The organism is Silanimonas lenta DSM 16282 (assembly GCF_000429065.1).
GTDB classification, from domain to species: domain Bacteria; phylum Pseudomonadota; class Gammaproteobacteria; order Xanthomonadales; family Xanthomonadaceae; genus Silanimonas; species Silanimonas lenta.
Genome location: NZ_AUBD01000015.1, coordinates 16,753 through 32,986 on the forward strand (window position 1 = coordinate 16,753; position 16,234 = coordinate 32,986).

Genomic DNA, 16,234 nt, shown 5'->3' on the forward strand with positions numbered 1-16,234 from the left:
TCAGAAGCCGAGCGGCAGGCCCAGCAGGAAGAAGCCGAGCAGAAGCCCGGTCCAGGCCACGAGGAAGGCGGCGGAGTAGGGCAGCATCATCAGGATCATGTCGCCGAGGCCCATCTCCGGCCGGTAGCGGCGCATGAAGGCGAGCACGATGCCGGCATAGGACATCATCGGCGTGATGATGTTGGTGGAGGAGTCGGCCACGCGGTAGGCCGCGGCCACCAGGTCCGGGGTCATCTGCGGGTTCACCTGGTAGAGCATGGGCACGAAGATCGGGCCGAGCAGCAGCCATTTCGAGTTGAGCCCGCCGACGAACAGGTTGATGAGGGCGGTGGTGAGCACGAAGCCGATCAGCAGCAGCACCGGGTACTCGGCCACGCCGAGGCCCAGCAGGGCCTGCGCGCCGAGGTAGGTGATGTAGGCGCCGATGCCGCTGTAGCCCAGCAGGGCCAGGGCGTTGTAGCTGAAGAAGGTGAGCACCACGATGTAGCCGGTGGTGTTCATCTGTTTCGTGGCCGCGGCCACCACGTCGCCAAGGCCGCGGAAGCGGCCGCTGGCGAAGCCGAAGGTAGCGCCCACCATCACGAAGAACAGCGAGATGGCAAGGATGATGTTGTTGACGAAGGGATTCACCCGCACGCCGCTGTCGTTCTCGAAGGCAGCCAGCGGCCCGAGCGCCAGCCCGGCCAGCACCAGCAGGGCCACGGGGGTGGCGAGCAGGGCGGCGCGCAGGCCGCGGCGCTCGCCCTCGCTCAGCTCGAACTCGCCAAGATCGAGGTCGGCCGGCACGGTGTAGGGCGCGTTCGCGAGGCGCGGCATGACGAAGCGCTTGGTCACCCAGCCGCCGATGGCGGCGAGCAGGAAGGTGGAGGCCACCATGAAGAAGTAGTTCATGGTGGCGGGATTGAGCGGGCGGCCGTCGCCGCCGACGAAGGGCACCTGCTGGGCCTCGGCGAACACCCGGGCGTTCATGCCGACGATGACGTCGGGCGGGGTGGCCGGGATCAGGTTGGCGCTGAAGCCCGCCGAGACGCCGGCGAAGGCCGCGGCCATGCCGATCAGCGGGTTCTGCTTCATCGCCGCGTAGAGCAGGCCGGCCAGCGGCACCAGGATGAGGTAGCCGGCGTCGGTGGCCAGCGAGCTCATGATGCCGAGGAAGACCAGCATCACCGGCATCCAGGTGAGCGGCACGCGGCGACCGGCCTTCTTGATCAGGGCGCCGAGCAGGCCGGCGTGTTCGGCCACGCCGATGGCGAGGGTGACGACGAGGATGACGCCGAGCACGCCGTTGCCGAAGGCCAGCCAGTTCTGCACCAGGGCGTTGTCGACGATCCAGCGCACGTGCTCGGCCTGGTACACCGGGCGGATCACCTGCTCGATGGGCGCGCCACCGGCGCCGGGGGTCGAGAAGGTGTGGCCGCCGAGCAGGCTGGCGGCCACGAAGGTCAGCACCCAGAGGCCGACGAAGAGCAGCACCGGATCGGGGATGCGGCGACCGATGCGTTCGAGGCGCGAGCCGAGCTCGCGGTGGGGCGGCGTGGGTTCCATCGCGGGGCGGATCTCCGGGGTGACGGGCAGGCGGGGCGCTCAGCGCTCCAGCAGATGCTTCTGCCAGAACAGCATGGTGGCGGCGTTGAACCAGTCGGCATTGCGCTTCTTGGCGAAGCCGTGGCCCTCGTCCCTGAAAACGAGGTACCAGACGTCGCGGCCGTTGGCGCGCACCGCCGCCACGATCTGCTCGGCCTCGGAGAGCGGCACCCGCGGGTCGTTGGCGCCCTGGGCCACGAACAGCGGCGAGGTGATGCGGCCGGCGTTGTTGAGCGGGGCGATCTCCTCCATGAAGGCGCGCATGACCGGGTCGCGCTCGTCGCCGTATTCCACGCGGCGCAGGTCGCGGCGGTAGCTCTCGGTGGCCTCGAGGAAGGTCACGAAGTGCGAGATGCCGACCACGTTGATGCCAGCGGCGATGCGTTCGGGGTAATCCACCATGGTGGCCAGCACCATGTAGCCGCCATAGCTGCCGCCGAACACGCCGACGCGCGCCGGGTCGAGCTCGGGCTGCCGGGCGATCCAGTCGAGCAGGGCGCCGATGTCCTTCACCGAGTCCTTGCGCTTGAAGCCATTGTCGAGCTGCAGGTAGGTCTTGCCGTAGCCGGCCGAGCCACGCACGTTCGGTACCAGCACCGCCATGCCCAGCTCGTTCACCATGTACTGGATGCTGGGGTTGAAGCTGGGGAAGGCCTGGGCCTCGGGGCCGCCGTGGATCTGGATCACCACCGGCAGGCGCGTTCCGGCGGGCACGCTGGCCGGACGGTAGTAGAAGGCCGGAATCGAGAGGCCATCGAAGCTCTCGTAGCGGATCAGGGTGGGAGCGACGAAGCGGCGGGTATCGAGGCCGCCCACCTCGCTCTGGGTCCAGCGCACCAGGGCCTGCGTTTCGATGTCGATCACGAACACATCGCTGGGCGAGGTGGCGGTGTTGAGGGTCACGGCGATGCGGCGGCCATCGGGCGAGAAGCCGAAGCTGCCGATCACGCCCACCGGCAGCGCCGGCAGGGGACGCTCGCGGTGGTCGGGCAGCGAGCGCAGGTGCAGCCGGCCGATGCCGTCCTCGTTGCTGGCGAATACCAGATGACGGCCGTCGCGCGAGAGGTCGAAGCCGGTCACGTCCCAGGGGATGCCGGCGCTGAGGTTCTGCGGGGCATCCCCCGGGCGGTGGAAGCGCAGGGTGCGGAACTCGGTGCCCTCGTCGGAGAGATAGTAGGCCCCCTCGCCGCGCGGCGCGTAGCGGAACTGCCCGACCGCGGCGGTGCCGCCTTCGATCGGGAACATCCGCAGCGCGCCGGTCTCGAGGTCGAGCTCGCCCGGGTAGGTCTCGTTGATCGAGACCGTGCGGGTGACGAACAGGCGCCTGCCATCCGGCGAGAAGTCGGTGGCGAACCAGGTGCCGCCTTCCTGCAGCACGATGCGCGGGGCCGCATCGCCGGTCTTGACCCAAAGATCGCCGTCGCGGCCGTTGCGGGCGGTGCTGGTCCAGGCCAGCTGGCGGCCGTCGGCCGACCAGACCGGGGCCTCGTTGCGGGTGCGGCCGCCATCGGTGAGGCGCACCGCCTCGCGGGTCTCGAGATCGAAGTGGAAGAGCTGCCAGAACTCCGAGCCGCCCACGTCGCGGCCGAACACGAAGCCCCGGCCATCGGGGCGCACGCGCACCGCCTGGGTGGGCTCGCTGGAGAAGGTGAGCTGCTCGCGCATGCCGAGCGGCATGGCCACGCGGTGTACCTGGGTGGTCTCGCCGAAGCGGGTGGTGATCAGGAGGGCCTCGTTCCCGGCCCAGCCGGCGAAGCTGGCGCCGCGGGTGTTCTGGTAGCGCTCGAGGCGCTCCAGTAGCGCGGGCGGCGGCTCGGGGATGTTCTCGCTGATGCGGTTGTCCGCCTCCACCCGCTGTACCGACGGGGCGGTGGGCGCGGCCGCCAGGGCCGGCGTGGCCAGACCGAGAAGCAGAAGCGGAGCGAGCAGATTCGGCGTTCGCATGGGGCATGCGTTCCAGATCACGGAGGAGCCGGGAGCCTAGCAGCCCGACACCGCCGGAGGGGCGAAGAGCGCGTCTTGCTGCGATGCCGCATCGTCGAACTGGGTCAGGCCCACGCCGACCAGGCGGTAGCGCGTGCGCGGCGGCAGGTCGACGCGGTCGCGCAGGGCCAGCGCAGCCTCGGCCAGGGCGCGGGCGCTTCCCGGCATCGGCACCGGGCTGCTGCTGCGGGTGAGGATCTGGAACTCGGCGGTCTTGAGCTTGAGCTGCACCGTGCGCGCCGGCCTCGCCTCGCGCTGGGCCAGGGCCCAGACCCGCTCGGCGAGCCGGGTGATGGCAGGCCCGAGTTCGTCGAGGTAGTGGTCTTCGGTGAAGGTGTCCTCGGAGGAAATGGACTGGCGGACTCGCGTGGGCCGCACCGGCTCCTCGTCGATGCCTCGCGCCAGCTCGGCGAGCCGCAGGCCCCAGGGGCCGAAGCGGTGCACGAGCAGCGGCGTGGGCACGGCCCTGAGCTCGCCCACCCGGTGGATGGCCAGTGCCGCCAGCTTCTCCGCCATCACCGGGCCCACGCCGGGCAGGCGCGCCACCGGCAGCGGGGTGAGGAAGGACAGCACCCGCTCGGGCGGCACTACGTAGAGCCCGTCGGGCTTGCGGAAGTCGGAGGCGATCTTGGCCACGAACTTGTTCGGGGCCACGCCAGCCGAGGCGGTGAGGGCGAGGCGCTCGCGGATCTCGTCGCGGATGGCCTTGGCCACGGCCGTGGCGGTGGGCAGGCCCGAGGTGTTGGTGCTGACGTCGAGGTAGGCCTCGTCCAGCGACAGGGGCTCGATCAGCGGCGTGTGGCGCTCGAGGATGGCGCGCACCTCGGCCGAGACCGCCTTGTAGCGGGTGAAGTCGGGCGGCACGAACACCGCCTGTGGGCAGAGCCGCGCGGCGCGCAGCGCCGGCATGGCCGAGCGCACGCCGAAGGCGCGGGCCTCGTAGCTGGCAGCGCAGACCACCGAGCGCGGGCCCTTCCAGGCCACCACCACCGGGCGGCCGCGCAGGGCGGGGTCGTCGCGCTGCTCGACCGACGCGTAGAAGGCGTCCATGTCGATGTGCACGATCTTGCGCATGGCCTCAGGATAGCCGGCCGTCACCCGGCCGACATCGGCATCGGGCAGGCTTCCACCCATGCACGCCCTTTTCCGACTGCTCTTGGGCGGCCTTATGCTGGCCGCCATGCCCGCCCTCGCCACCCCGCTCACCGTCATCGCCCACCGCGGCGCCTCGGCCGAGCGCCCCGAGCACACGCTCGAGGCCTACCGCCTCGCCATCGCCCAGGGGGCGCACTTCATCGAGCCCGACCTCGTGCCCACCCGCGACGGCGTGCTGGTGGCGCGCCACGAGAACGCGCTCTCCGGCAGTACCGACGTGGCCGAGCGCCCCGAGTTCGCCGACCGCAAGACCCGGAAACAGATCGACGGCGTATGGGTGGAGGACTGGTTCGCCGAGGATTTCACCTTCGCCGAGCTGAAGACCCTGCGCGCCCGCGAGACGAAGCCGGCCGAGCGGCCGGGGAACCGCGCTTTCGACGACCGCTTTTCGATTCCGAGCTTCGCCGAGGTCATCGCGCTCGCAAAGGAAGAGGGCGAGCGCCTCGGGCGGCCGATCGGTCTCTATCCGGAAACCAAGCACCCGACCTATTTCCTGCACGAGGGGCGGCATCTCGATGGCCGGCCGATCGGCCTCGATACCAGCGCGCTTCTCCTCGACGAGCTCGTGGCGGCCGGGTTCACCGATCCCGGGCGCGTGTTCATCCAGAGCTTCGAGCTCGCCAACCTGCGGCGCCTGCGGCATGAGCTGATGCCGGCGCGTGGCCTCGCCCTGCCGCTGGTGTTCCTGCTCGGCGATGTCTCGGGCCGGAGCGATCCTGCCACCAGCAACTTCGGCCAGCCCTACGACGTGGTCTGGCATGCCCGGCGCGGCGACGATCTCGCGGCGCTCTACGGCCCGCTCGCCGGGGCGCTGGGCCTGCACGCGGGCAGCCACTACGGCGAGTTCCTCGGGCCCGCGGCGCTCGCCGCCCTGCGCCGCGAGGTCGATGGCCTCGGCCCCTGGATCCCGAGCCTGGTGCAGGCCGTGCCCGCGCCCGAAGGCGCGGCCGATCCGCGCCCGCGCCTCGGCCCGGCGATGGCGCCCTGGCTGGCCGAGGCCCGCCGCCTCGGCTTTGCCGTGCATGCCTACACGCTGCGGCCGGAGCCGCCCTTCCGGCTCCTCGATGCCGGGGGGCAGGAGCTGTCTTCTGCCGAACTCCTGCGGCATCTGGTGGCGGCTGGCATCACCGGCATCTTCGCCGATGCCCCGGGCGAGGCGGTGGCGCTCGGCCTCACGGTGCGCGCCTGCCCCTGAGATGTGCCTGATCGCGTTTGCCATCGAGGCCCATCCGCGCTGGCGCTTCGTGCTGGCCGGCAACCGCGACGAGTTCCATGCCCGGCCCTCGGCCGCCGCGGGCTGGCTGGAGCCGGCCCATGGCCGCTTCGGCGGTCGCGATCTCGAGGCCGGTGGCGGCTGGCTGCAGGCCGCCGCCGATGGCCGGGTAGCGGCGGTGACCAATGTGCGGCTGGGCCGCCGCGAGACGGCCCCGCGCTCGCGCGGCGAGCTGGTGGCGGGCTTCATTGCCGGCACCGCGGGGGCGGAAGACTGGCTTGCCCGGGTGATGCCGCAGGCCGGCGAGTACGGCCCCTTCAACCTGCTGCTCTGGGATGGCGAGGCGCATTACGCCAGCAACCATCCTTCGCCGCGGCAGCGACGGGTGGCGCCGGGGGTGCATGCGCTGTCGAACGCCGACCTCGACACGCCCTGGCCGAAGACCGAGGCCCTGCGCGCCGCCCTGGCCGGCTGGCTGGCGCTGGCGGATGTGCGCGACCCCGATGCCCATCCAGGGCTGACAGAACCGCTGTTCGCCGCCCTGGCCGACCCGCGCGAGGCCCCCGAAGAGGCATTGCCGCACACCGGCGTGCCACTCGACTGGGAGCGGCGGCTCTCCGCGGCCTTCATCCGCGGCGAGGACTACGGCACCCGCGCCAGCAGCGTGCTGCTGGCCGACGAGACCGGCCTGTGGTTCGAGGAACGCCGCTTCGGCCCCGGTGGCGTGGCGGCGGGGCGCAGCAGCGCCTGGCTGCCGCGCCGCTCAGCCGCCTGAGTCGCCCGGGCGGGCCAGGGCATACACCACCCGGTCGCGCACCGTGCCCAGGCGCTGCGGTGCCCAGCCGGCGGCGCGCGCCTCGGCCTCGAAGCGCGGCACGGAAGCCTCGCGCATCACGAAGATCCGCCCGGCGGGTTCCGGGGTTTCGCGCAACTCGTTGCCCAGCACGTCGTCGAAGGGCGCATCGGAGATCGGCTTCGAGGCCAGATCGCCATCGAAGTCGACCTTCTCCACCGGCGCCCGCAGATAGAGGTGCAGGCCGAGGCGGGCCATGTCGTTCACGAACACCACCTCCTCGATCCGGAAAGGGGCCAGGGCCTCGAGGGCCCGCGCCCACTCGGCCGTGTTCTTGTGCAGGGGCACGCGGGCGGCCTGCTTCTCCGGCAGCCAGCCGGCGATCACCTCGAGATGGGTGGTGGCGAGCCTGAGGCCGAGCGCCAGGCCCAGCACGGCGGTCACGGCGAGCACCCGCGGCGGGCCGAAGCGGGCCTCCTGCAGGGCACGCCCCAGGAGCAGGGCGAGCAGGGGAAAGAGCGGCAGCAGGTAGAGCGGCAGCCGCGAGCGGGCCAGCAGGAACACGGCGAGGCCGAGTGCCAGCGGCAGCAGCAGCTGCCGTGTTTCCGGTGCGGCCTGGCGCCAGCCCAGGCCGGCACGCCGCCAGGCGGCGAGTGCCCAGGGCCACCAGGGCAGGGTGCCGAGGCTCAGGGTCAGGCCATAGACATAGAACCCGCCCCACCATTGCGGATGGCGCTGGTGGGTGTCGGTGGCGATGCGGGCATAGACCTCGTAGCCGAGGAAATAGCCGAGCAGGCCCTCGTGGCGGGCCACCACCACGGCATACCAGGCCAGGCCCACGAGGGCGAAGAGCAGCAGGCCGGCCGGATGCCAGAAGCGCAGCCCGTCGCCATCGCGGTGATGCACGAGGGCGAGGCCGGCCAGCAGCACCAGGGCCGGGGGGCCCTTGGTGAGGAAGGCGAGGCCGAAGGCCGCCCACATGCCCAGCACGAAGCCCGGCCGTCCCTCGAAGCGGGCGATGCTGTAGCAGGCGAAGGCGAGGGTGGTGGCGAAGGTCAGCGGGGTGTCGGTGGTGACCACGCCCGCGCCGAGCAGGGGCACCGGCAGGCTGGCATAGACGAGGGCCGGCAGCCAGGGCCGGCGCGGGGCGAAGTGCCGGCCGATGCGCAGCAGCAGGGCGACGATGCCGAGGTGGGCGAGGGCGCCCGGGAGCCGCACCGCCCATTCGTTCCAGCCCAGGCTGGCCACGCTGGCGGCAATGGCCCAGTAGGTCACCGGCGGCTTGGTGAAGTGCAGGCTCTCCGGATGACGGTACAGGCTGATGAACTCGCCGCTTTCCAGCATCTGCAGGGCGACATTGGTGAAGCGGCCCTCGTCCGGTTCCCAGAGCGGGCGGCTGCCGAGCAGGAAGAAGGCGCTGGCGGCGGCCAGCAGGAGCACGGCAAGGGCGGGCGGGAACGACCGGCGGGTGGAAGTCATCCGGGCAGGCGGCAGGGCGGTAGCGGCGTGCCGGGCATTCTCCCTGCCGGATGAGGCGAATGCATCACGCGTTGCGGAAACGGCGACGCCGCGGCACGGGGCCGCGGCGTCGGACTGGCAGGAGCCGAACCCCTCAGAAGCGGAAGCCCACCGAGAGCGAGAGCATCCACGGATCGACATTGGCCGTGCCGATGTCGGCGCCGCCCAGCGTCACCTTGCTGTCGAAATCGATGTAGCGGGCCTCGCCGCGGAGATAGGCGCTGTCGCCCAGCCTGAAGTCGGCGCCGAGGGCGGCGGCAAGGCCATCGGAGTTCTTCACGTCCACCGGGGCGCCGGCCAGGGCATTGATGCCGCGCACGCTGGAGACCGAGGTCCAGTTGTAGCCGATTCCGGCATAGGGGCTGAAGCCGGCGTCGCTGCCGAGGAAGTGCCAGTTGACGCCCACGGTCACCGGCTGGTGCTTGAGTGAGACCACCTGGCCCAGGCCCTCGAGGGTGACGGTGTGCGAGAACTTCGAGCCGGGGAAGTCCACCGCCAGTTCGAGGCCATTGTCGAAGTGGTAGGAGGCACCGAGCAGCAGCTTGGTGTTGTCGTCGATCGAGGCGCGGGCGCCGGCGATGGTGCCGTTGTTGGACTTCGGATCGACATTGGCGATGCCGCCGCGCGCCGAGAAGCCCTCGGCGAAGGCAGGGGCGGCGAGCGAGGCGGCGACGAGGGCTGCGAGCATCGGGGTCAGGCGCATGGGGTTCTCCTTGCTTCTTGTCTGGCGTGGGGATTCCACGGCGCGCAGTGTGGTCACGCCGCGGTGCAGCACGCGCCAAGGTGGCGTGCAGGCCTTGCCAAGGGCGCATCGACGGCATGGCAAGGGCGTGTCCGCGTGGCGTGAAGCGTCCCGTACCGCGGCGCACGGCGGGCGTGGATACGTATGCGCCCGCCCGGGGATGGCGCCCCGCCGGGCGCGAGGCGAGAATGTCGGCTTGTCTTTCGTCCCTCGGAGTGGACATGGCCGATATCCGCGAAGCCCGGGTGCCCGACCTCGGCGGCAGCCGCGAGGTGCCCGTGATCGAACTGCTGGTGGCGGTGGGCGACCGCGTCGCCAGGGACCAGGGGCTCGTCACCTTGGAGTCCGACAAGGCGACCATGGAGGTGCCCTCGCCCTTCGCCGGCATCGTGCGCGAACTGAAGGTGGCGCTCGGCGACGCGCTCAGCGAAGGCGATGTGGTGGCCCTGATCGAGGTGGAAGCGGCGGCGTCCGCCCCCGCCCCGGCTCCCGCGCCTTCCACACCGGCTCCCCGTCCTGCCCCGGCGCCGGCCCCCGCTCCCGCCACGCCGCCTGCGCCCGCGCCCGCGCCCGCGCCCGCCGAGGCCCCGGCGCCGGCCACTCCGGCCGCCCTGGTGCCGGCGACGATGCCGGGGATCGATCCGGAGGCCCTGCCGCCCCGTACGCCGCCGATCGCCTTCACCGCCGAGGCCCTGCTGCCCGGTACGGTGCCGCATGCCTCGCCGGCGGTGCGCGTGTTCGCCCGCGAGCTGGGCGTGGATCTTTCGAAAGTGCAGGGCAGCGGCCGCGCCGGCCGCATCTCGAAGGAGGACGTGCAGGCCTTCGTCAAGAAGGTGATGACGGAAGGCCTGCCGGTGGCCGCGCCGGCGGGCGGCAGCGGCACGGGCCTGAACCTGATTCCCTGGCCGAAGGTCGACTTCGCCAGGTTCGGCCCGATCGAGACGCAGCCGCTCTCGCGCATCCAGAAGCTCAGCGGCCAGAACCTCGCCCGCAACTGGGCGATGATCCCGCACGTCACCCAGTTCGACGAGGCCGACATCACCGAGATGGAGGCGTTCCGCCGGCAGCTCGGCGAAGAGCACAAGGACACCAAGGTCACGCCGCTGGTGTTCCTGATCAAGGCCGCCGTGGCCGCGCTCAAGGCCTTCCCGAAGTTCAATGCCTCGCTCGACGGCGAACAGCTGGTGCTCAAGCGCTACTTCCATATCGGCATCGCCGTGGATACGCCGGACGGGCTCGTGGTGCCGGTGATCCGCGACTGCGACCAGAAGGGCCTGCTCGATCTCGCCCGCGAGCTCGGCGAGATCAGCAGGAAGGCGCGCGAGAAGAAGCTCGGCCCCGCCGACATGCAGGGCGGCTGCTTCTCGATCAGTTCGCTGGGCGGTATCGGCGGCACGGCGTTCACGCCGATCATCAATGCGCCGGAAGTGGCCATCCTCGGCGTCTCGCGCAGCAGCATGAAGCCGGTGTGGAACGGCCGCGAGTTCGCGCCGCGCCTGATGCTGCCGCTCTCCCTGAGCTACGACCACCGGGTGATCGACGGCGCCGATGCCGCGCGTTTCACCAGTTTCCTTGCCAGGGCGCTCGGCGACCTGCGCCGCCTGCTGCTCTGAGTGCCCGCGGTGAACACGCCCCTGCCGCCCTGGGACGAGGCCCTGCCGGCGCGCGTCGTGGTCGGCGCCCTGCAGTGGGCGCAGCGCCGGGTGTCCGGCTTCGAGGACTTCGCCGGCGCCTTCGCCGAGTGGGTGCGGGTGGCGGCAGACTACGGTGTCGAACTCCTGGTGGTGCCGGAGCTGATCACCTGCCAGCTGCTGAGCGCCGAGCCCGCGCGGCTCGGCCCCGCCGAGGCGCTGGACCGGCTTTCGGCGCACACGCCGGCGTGGAAAGCCCTGCTGTCGGATCTGGCGAAGCAGCACCGCCTCACCCTCGTCGGCGGCACGCACCTGACCTGGATCGAGGGCCGCCCGCGCAACGTCTGCTGGGTGGCCACGCCCGATGGTGCCCTGCAGCGCCGCGACAAGCTGCACATCACGCCGAGCGAGGCCGGAAGCTGGGCGGTACAGGGCGGAGAGGCCCGCGACGTCGCGCCGGTCGACACCCCGCTTGGCAAGGTGGGCGTGCAGATCTGCTACGACAGCGAGTTTCCGGAACTGGGCCGGGCGCAGGTGGAGGCCGGGGCCTGGCTGTTCGCCATTCCCTACTGCACCGACCTGCGTGGCGGCCACCTGCGCGTGCGCCACAGCGCGCAGGCGCGTGCCGTCGAGAACCAGGTCTATGTCGTCGCCGCCGGCAATGCCGGGTTCTGCCCGGGGGTGGCGAACTTCGACCAGCAGTACGCCGAATCCGCCGTGCTCACGCCCTGCGACGATGCCATCGCTGCCTTCGCTGCCGATGGCGTGGCGCGGGCCGCGACGCCCAATGCAGAACAGCTGGTGGTGGCCGAGCTCGACCTCGCTGCCCTCCGTCGCGCCCGCGAACGTGGCAGCGTGCGCAATCTCATCGACCGCCGTCCCGATCTTTATGCCGCGCTCCGCGGTGAAGCCCGAGGCATGGCATCCCCGAACACGAACGACTCCGAGGCACGAGATGGCCAGTATTGACGTCAAGGTTCCCGACATCGGCGGTCATGCCGGCGTCCCCGTCATCGAGCTGCTGGTGAAGCCTGGCGATACGGTGAAGAAGGACCAGGGGCTCGTCACCCTGGAGAGTGACAAGGCGACGATGGAGGTGCCCGCGCCGGCCGCCGGCGTGATCACCGCGCTGAAGGTGACGCTTGGCGACGAAGTATCGGAAGGCCATGTGATCGCCACGCTGGAAGTGGCCGAGGCTGGTGCCACCGCCACGCCTGCTGCCTCGAAGCCTGCCACCGCATCGGCACCCGCCACGCCCGCATCGGCGGCCAGCGCGGCTGCGCCACCGGCTGTGGCCGCACCGGCCCCGAAGGCCGCGGCCAGCGACGGCAAGGCCGCCGACCAGCGCTGCCAGCTGGTCGTGATCGGCGCCGGCCCCGGTGGCTACACCGCCGCCTTCCGCGCCGCCGACCTCGGCCTCGACGTGGTGCTCATCGAGCGCTATCCCACGCTCGGCGGCGTCTGCCTCAATGTCGGCTGCATTCCCTCGAAGGCCCTGCTGCACACCGCCGCCGTCATCCAGGAGGCGAAGCACATGGACGCCGTGGGCGTGAGCTTCGGCGCGCCCAGGATCGACGTGGACAGGCTGCGCGGCTACAAGGAAAAGGTGATCGGCACGCTCACCAAAGGGCTCGCCGGCATGGCCAGGCAGCGCAAGGTGCGCGTGATCCAGGGCACCGCAAGCTTCGTCTCGCCGAACGAGCTCGACATCGCCACCGCCGACGGTACCCAGCGCCTCGCCTTCGAGAAGGCGATCATCGCCGCCGGCTCGCAGCCGGTGAAGCTGCCCGGCTTCCCCTGGGGCGACCCGCGGGTGATGGATTCCACCGACGCGCTGCAGCTTGCCGATATCCCGAAGCAGCTGCTCGTCGTCGGCGGCGGCATCATCGGTCTTGAGATGGCCTGCGTGTACGCCGGCCTTGGCAGCGCGGTCACGGTCGTCGAGCTCGGCCCGCAGCTGATGCCGGGCGCCGACCTCGACCTCGTCAAGCCGCTGGCCGACCTGCTGAAGAGCCGGGGCGTCACGGTACACCTCAATACCAGGGTGCCGGAGGTGGTCGCGAAGCCCGATGGCCTGCATGCGCGCTTCGAGGGCGAGAAGGCGCCAGCCGGCGCGGTGTTCGACCGTGTGCTGGTCTCGGTGGGGCGCAGCCCGAACGGCGGCAAGCTCGCCGCGGAGAAGGCCGGCGTGCAGGTGACCGAGCGTGGCTTCATCCCGGTCGACCGGCAGATGCGCACCAACGTGCCGCACATCTTCGCCATCGGTGATCTCGTCGGCCAGCCGATGCTCGCCCACAAGGCCACGCACGAGGGCAAGCTCGCGGCCGAAGTGGCCGCCGGCGAGAAGCGTGAGTGGGTGGCGCGGGTGATCCCGTCGGTGGCCTACACCGACCCGGAAGTGGCCTGGGTGGGCGTGACGGAAACCGAGGCGAAGGCCAGGGGGCTTGCCATCGAGGTCGGCAAGTTCCCGTGGGCGGCCTCGGGCCGCGCCATCGGCAATGGGCGCACCGAAGGCTTCACCAAGCTCATCCTCGATGCCGGGACGCACCGCGTGATCGGCGGCGGCATCGTCGGCACCGGGGCGGGCGATCTCATCGGCGAGATTGCGCTGGCCATCGAGATGGGGGCGGAGGTGGGCGACATCGGTCATACCATCCACCCGCACCCGACGCTGATCGAGACCGTGGCGATGGCGGCGGAAGTGGCCGAAGGCACCATCACCGATCTCTACCTCCCGAAGAAGAAGTAAGCCCCGGCGCGGAGGCGAGTCCATGGAGTTCCTCTACGCCCTTGGCGGCGTGATCGCCCTGCTGCTCGGCACCGATTCCGCCACCAAGGGCCTTTCGGGAGCGCTGCAGCAGGCGAAGGCCACGCCGCTTGCCGCTGCCCTCGTGCTGGTCTTTGCGGGTTACGCCCTGCCGGGCCTCGCCCTCGGCCTCGGTGCCTGGGCCTGGCAGGACGCCCAGGCCGCGGCCAGCGCGCTGCACGGGGCCAGCCTCGGCGCGCTCGGTCTCGGTGCAGGTGGGCTGCTGCTCACCACCGGCGTCGTCCTGCGCGTGCGGCCGTGGCGCATGCTCGACGGCGATCGCGCGCAGGCCGAGCTCACGGAGTTCGCGGTGAGCCGGCCCGGCTGGGGACTGAACGGTTTCCGCCTCGCCTTCGGCGCCCTGCTGCTGGCGCTCGGCGCGCGCGGCGTGCTCGCCGCCGCGCCGGCCTTCGTGGGCGTTGCCGGCCTCGATGCCGGCGCGGCCCTGCTCGTCGCCGCGGCCCTGTGCAGCGGGTTCGTCGTTGCGGTGGTCGCCAGCTTCAACGCCCGCTTCGGCGATGCCGCCGCGGCCTTCGCCGCCACCGGCGGTGCGGGCCTCGTGCTCACCCTGCTGGCCGGCGCAGCCGCGTTCCTGCTCGCCTTGCCATCGCTCGATCTGCGGTTGCTTGCGCACCCACTCGTGCAGGGCGCGGCGCTGCTTGCGCTCTGGGCCGGGCTGGCCATCCCGGTGCGCGCCATCGGCCGCCCCGCAGGCGCCATGCTGCTGCTCGCGATGGGAGCCTTGCTGGCCGCCGCCGCGCTGCTGCGCTGATGCCCGGCGCGGGCCACGTCAGCGGAACATCGCGTAGCACACTGCGCAGGCGACGAGCACGCCCAGCACGTTCATCATCGCGCCCTCGCGGAACATGCGCTGCGCCGGCACCCGGCCCGAGCCGTAGACGATGGCGTTCGGCGCGGTGGCCACCGGCAGCATGAAGGCCATGCTGGCGGCCAGCACCGCCGGGAACATCAGCAGGGCCGGGTCCACCCCGATCGCCACTGCCACCGAGGCCATGATCGGCATCAGCAGCACGGCGGTGGCGGTGTTGCTCACGATCTCGGAGAGCAGCACCACGCCGGTGACCACCAGCACCAGCATGGGCAGCAGGGGCAGGCTGGCCAGGGCATGGAGCTGCCCGGCGATCACCGTGCTCAGGCCCGAGGCCTGGAAGGCCGAGGACAGCGCGATGCCGCCGCCGAACAGCACCAGCACGCCCCAGGGCAGGCGTTCCGCGGCCTTCCATTCGAGCAGGCGGCCGCCCTTGCCGTCGCCGAGCAGCAGCATGGCGAGCGCCCCGGCCAGCGCTACCGAGGTGTCGCTGGCATTCGGCAGGCCGAGCAGGCCACTCCAGCCGCCGAAGGGCACTTCCCGGAACACCCAGGCGAAGGCGGTGAGGGCGAACACGCCGAGCACCCGGCGCTCCGCCGCCGACCAGGCCGGCAGCGCGGGCAGGGCGGCGCGCGGCGCGCCGCCGAGGTGCCGGCCCAGCCACAGGGCCATCAGCGGGATGAGCAGCAGCACCACCGGCACGCCCACCTGCATCCAGTCGAGGAAGCCGAAGCGCTGGCCGGTGGTCTCCTGGTACACGCCCATGAAGACGAGGTTGGGCGGCGTGCCGATGGGCGTGCCAAGGCCGCCGATGCTGGCCGCATAGGCGATGCCGAGCAGCAGCGGTGCGGCGAGGCGCTGGTCGGGATAGTCCTCGAGTACCGCCAGCGCCACCGGCAGCAGCAGCAGGGTGGTGGCGCTGTTCGAAATCCACATGCTCAGCGCCGCCGAGGCGATCATGAAGCCCCAGAGCACCGCGCGGCCGCTGCCGCCGCCCACCGCCCGCACCATGCCGAGCGCCAGCCGCCGGTGCGCGCCGCTGCGTTCCACCGCCAGCGAGAGCACGAAGCCGCCGAGCAGCAGCAGGATCAGTTCGTTGCCATAGGCCTGCGCCACCTGTTGCGGCGTGAGCACGCCCATGGCCGGCAGCAGGGTGAGCGGCAGCAGGGCGGTCACCGCCGGGGCCACCGGTTCGAACACCCACCAGCCCGCCACCCAGAGCGTGAGCGCGGCGGTGAAGGCCAGCTCCGGCGTGCTGCCGCCCGCGCGCAGCCCGAGGTAGAGCAGCGCGGCCAGTCCTGGTGCTACCCACAGCGCAGGGCCGCGATGCCGGCGTGCTTCCTCCATCTAAAGGCGTCTCCTCACCCGTCCGGACGAGACGCGAGCATGGCATGCTGCGCCGCCTCGGGGAGGGCGGCATGGAACAGGGCGACGCGGTGCTGCGGGTGTTCGGCCTGAGTAACCGTCTTCCGAGTCAAGCGCGGTGAAGCGCGTGGTCCCAAGGCTTGCTGGTTCTGACCATGGCATTGAGGGTGGTCAGCAGCTTGCGCATGCAGGCCACCAAGGCGACCTTGGGCAGCTTGCCAGCGGCGATCAGGCGCTCGTAGAAAGCCTTGATGACGGGGTTGCGGCGGCTGGCGGTCAGTGCGGCCATGTACAGCACACGGCGCACGTCGAAGCGTCCGCCCTGGATGCGTCGTCGGCCCCGGCTTGCGCCGGAGTCGTTGGCCATCGGGGCGAGGCCCACCAGCGCGGCGATCTCGCGCCGGTTGAGCCGGCCGAGTTCGGGCAACTCGGCGATCAGCGTGGCGCTAGCCACCGGGCCAATCCCGCTGGCTGACTGCAGCAAGCGGTCGAGCTCGGTGAAGTGCTCGCGCACGTGGCCGACCATCTGGCCTTCGATCTCGTCGAGCTGGGCCTTGATGGCCGCCACGATGGCTTCGATGCTCGGGTGCAGCCCCTTGGGCGTGATCTGCAGCC

Annotated in this window: 13 protein-coding genes; 6 read left to right on the forward strand and 7 right to left on the reverse strand. The window is 71.5% G+C overall.

Translation table 11 applies throughout. From position 1 onward, the window contains the following. The 3 genes from G408_RS0108075 to dinB are packed head-to-tail and all read right to left on the reverse strand — an operon-like array spanning position 1 to position 4,641. Positions 1-1,545 (reverse strand): AbgT family transporter, encoded by a 1,545-nt coding sequence (locus G408_RS0108075; protein ID WP_028770688.1) that lies wholly within the window; start codon positions 1,543-1,545, stop codon positions 1-3. A gap of 39 nt (positions 1,546-1,584) precedes the next feature. Continuing rightward, entirely contained in the window at positions 1,585-3,528 is a 1,944-nt protein-coding gene (locus G408_RS0108080) for a S9 family peptidase (protein WP_028770689.1), read from the reverse strand. A gap of 36 nt (positions 3,529-3,564) precedes the next feature. Further along, positions 3,565-4,641, reverse strand: a complete 1,077-nt coding sequence (gene dinB, locus G408_RS0108085) for a DNA polymerase IV (protein WP_028770690.1) — start codon at positions 4,639-4,641, stop codon at positions 3,565-3,567. Positions 4,642-4,747: 106 nt separating this feature from the next. Between dinB and G408_RS13810 the strand changes: the two genes are divergently transcribed. Continuing rightward, positions 4,748-5,917 carry a glycerophosphodiester phosphodiesterase family protein gene (locus tag G408_RS13810; protein WP_169719218.1) on the forward strand — a complete coding sequence of 390 codons (1,170 nt, stop codon included), beginning with the start codon at positions 4,748-4,750 and terminating at the stop codon, positions 5,915-5,917. A 1-nt stretch (position 5,918) separates the two neighbouring features. Next, on the forward strand, positions 5,919-6,710 hold the full coding sequence (locus G408_RS0108095) for an NRDE family protein (protein ID WP_028770691.1): 792 nt from the start codon (positions 5,919-5,921) through the stop codon (positions 6,708-6,710). On the opposite strand, the gene G408_RS13815 is transcribed toward G408_RS0108095, so the two are convergent. Then, entirely contained in the window at positions 6,699-8,207 is a 1,509-nt protein-coding gene (locus tag G408_RS13815) for an ArnT family glycosyltransferase (protein WP_169719219.1), read from the reverse strand. The genes G408_RS0108095 and G408_RS13815 overlap by 12 nt on opposite strands. A 133-nt stretch (positions 8,208-8,340) precedes the next feature. Continuing rightward, positions 8,341-8,949 carry an OmpW/AlkL family protein gene (locus tag G408_RS13820; protein WP_051282794.1) on the reverse strand — a complete coding sequence of 203 codons (609 nt, stop codon included), beginning with the start codon at positions 8,947-8,949 and terminating at the stop codon, positions 8,341-8,343. 260 nt (positions 8,950-9,209) lie between these two features. Between G408_RS13820 and aceF the strand changes: the two genes are divergently transcribed. From aceF to G408_RS0108125, 4 genes are read left to right on the forward strand one after another with little or no spacing between them, the layout of a single operon-like run. After that, a complete protein-coding gene (gene aceF, locus G408_RS0108110) occupies positions 9,210-10,601 on the forward strand; it encodes a dihydrolipoyllysine-residue acetyltransferase (RefSeq protein WP_028770692.1) in 1,392 nt (463 codons plus the stop codon). Positions 10,602-10,610: 9 nt separating this feature from the next. Then, the gene (locus G408_RS13825) at positions 10,611-11,588 is read left to right on the forward strand and encodes a carbon-nitrogen hydrolase family protein (protein ID WP_051282795.1); all 978 of its coding nucleotides are present in this window, start codon (positions 10,611-10,613) and stop codon (positions 11,586-11,588) included. Next, complete coding sequence (gene lpdA, locus G408_RS0108120; protein ID WP_028770693.1) at positions 11,575-13,368, forward strand: dihydrolipoyl dehydrogenase; 1,794 nt, start codon at positions 11,575-11,577, stop codon at positions 13,366-13,368. The genes G408_RS13825 and lpdA overlap by 14 nt, the downstream gene beginning before the upstream one ends. A 22-nt stretch (positions 13,369-13,390) precedes the next feature. Continuing rightward, positions 13,391-14,197: a hypothetical protein gene (locus G408_RS0108125; RefSeq protein WP_028770694.1), complete on the forward strand. Its 807-nt coding sequence runs from the start codon at positions 13,391-13,393 to the stop codon at positions 14,195-14,197. 18 nt (positions 14,198-14,215) lie between these two features. On the opposite strand, the gene G408_RS0108130 is transcribed toward G408_RS0108125, so the two are convergent. Together G408_RS0108130 and G408_RS0108135 are read right to left on the reverse strand one after the other, a co-directional pair. Then, positions 14,216-15,601, reverse strand: a complete 1,386-nt coding sequence (locus tag G408_RS0108130) for an SLC13 family permease (RefSeq protein ID WP_028770695.1) — start codon at positions 15,599-15,601, stop codon at positions 14,216-14,218. A gap of 127 nt (positions 15,602-15,728) precedes the next feature. After that, a partial coding sequence (locus tag G408_RS0108135) for an IS110 family transposase (protein WP_028770696.1) occupies positions 15,729-16,234 on the reverse strand: 506 nt, incomplete at its 5' end.

Excerpts from the sequence above, each read along its gene's own strand:
- G408_RS0108125 (WP_028770694.1), top strand. The coding sequence starts at position 13,391 with ATGGAGTTCCTCTACGCCCTTGGCGGCGTGATCGCCCTGCTGCTCGGC.
- lpdA (WP_028770693.1), top strand. The coding sequence starts at position 11,575 with ATGGCCAGTATTGACGTCAAGGTTCCCGACATCGGCGGTCATGCCGGC.
- aceF (WP_028770692.1), top strand. The coding sequence starts at position 9,210 with ATGGCCGATATCCGCGAAGCCCGGGTGCCCGACCTCGGCGGCAGCCGC.
- G408_RS0108095 (WP_028770691.1), top strand. The coding sequence starts at position 5,919 with ATGTGCCTGATCGCGTTTGCCATCGAGGCCCATCCGCGCTGGCGCTTC.
- dinB (WP_028770690.1), bottom strand. The coding sequence starts at position 4,641 with ATGCGCAAGATCGTGCACATCGACATGGACGCCTTCTACGCGTCGGTC.
- G408_RS0108080 (WP_028770689.1), bottom strand. The coding sequence starts at position 3,528 with ATGCGAACGCCGAATCTGCTCGCTCCGCTTCTGCTTCTCGGTCTGGCC.
- G408_RS13820 (WP_051282794.1), bottom strand. The coding sequence starts at position 8,949 with ATGCGCCTGACCCCGATGCTCGCAGCCCTCGTCGCCGCCTCGCTCGCC.
- G408_RS0108130 (WP_028770695.1), bottom strand. The coding sequence starts at position 15,601 with ATGGAGGAAGCACGCCGGCATCGCGGCCCTGCGCTGTGGGTAGCACCA.
- G408_RS0108075 (WP_028770688.1), bottom strand. The coding sequence starts at position 1,545 with ATGGAACCCACGCCGCCCCACCGCGAGCTCGGCTCGCGCCTCGAACGC.
- G408_RS13810 (WP_169719218.1), top strand. The coding sequence starts at position 4,748 with ATGCCCGCCCTCGCCACCCCGCTCACCGTCATCGCCCACCGCGGCGCC.
- G408_RS13815 (WP_169719219.1), bottom strand. The coding sequence starts at position 8,207 with ATGACTTCCACCCGCCGGTCGTTCCCGCCCGCCCTTGCCGTGCTCCTG.